Raw genomic sequence first — 859 nt, 5'->3', positions numbered from 1 at the left:
GGCGGGCCGCCTCCACCAGGCCGGCGAGCGCCGCGGGGCAGTCGAGAGCGGCGAGCTCGTCGTGCGTGACCGCGGCGCCGATCTCGACCGCGTCATCCGTAGCCCGGAACCCACGCAGCTCCGCGAGGCCGTCGAGGGCGACGTAGACGCGGGCGACCGGCGCGCCGTGCAGGGGCGCCCGCATGACCCAGGTGCCGCCGGCCAGCGGGGCGCCGTCGGCACCCAGCTCGGTCAGCTCGCGCACCGCGTCCGCGAGCGACGCCGGGCGGCGCACCTCGGACCGGGTGAAGGCTCCCGGATCGGTCCGCCGGGGTGGACTTGCTGTCGTCATGGGGTTGTCGCCCTTCTGTTGCACGTCGTGGAGGGAGGTCGCGGTGTCAGGTGAGTCGCAGGGGGCCGGCGGCTTTGACGCGGATCCGCATCGCGGGGTCGGTGAGGTAGGCGAGCGGGACCTCCTCGATGTCGACGATCTCGGTGCGCTCGGGGTCGGCCCCCGCGCGGACCGCCTGCAGCCGGGCGCTCTTGCAGGCCTCCTCGATGGCCGCCGCCCGGCCCCCGACCCGGAACCGGACGATCCGTTCGACCTGGCCGCTGACCTGGCCGATCGCCGCGCCGATCGCGTTGGCGACCTCGTGGTCGGGCGGTCGGAGGATCTCGCTGACGCCGGGGACGTCGTCCGGCACCAGGAACCCACCGCCGCCGACCACGATCAGCGGCTGCTCGCCGCGGACCACCTTCGCCTGGTCGATCGCCTCGGCGAGCATCGCGCCCGAGCGGGCGAGGGCCTCGGCCAGCGCGCCGCGGTGCCGCGCCGGCGGCCGGGTCCGGCCGACATCGACACGCCCGCCGGACACGGCCG

1 protein-coding gene and 1 pseudogene are annotated in these 859 nt (G+C 76.4%); both read right to left on the bottom strand.

Annotation, left to right across the window (positions count from 1 at the left end):
- On the bottom strand, nucleotides 1-331 hold a 331-nt coding region (locus PKE99_RS37925; RefSeq protein ID WP_271215082.1), incomplete at its 3' end, for an FAD binding domain-containing protein.
- A 46-nt stretch (nucleotides 332-377) separates the two neighbouring features.
- Nucleotides 378-859: pseudogene (locus PKE99_RS37920) on the bottom strand (hydantoinase/oxoprolinase family protein); the annotation flags it as partial.

The organism is Pseudonocardia halophobica (assembly GCF_027922425.1).
Taxonomy (GTDB): domain Bacteria; phylum Actinomycetota; class Actinomycetes; order Mycobacteriales; family Pseudonocardiaceae; genus Pseudonocardia; species Pseudonocardia halophobica.
Note: the sequence above shows the minus strand (reverse complement) of the source record. Positions and strands in the feature narration are given on the sequence as shown.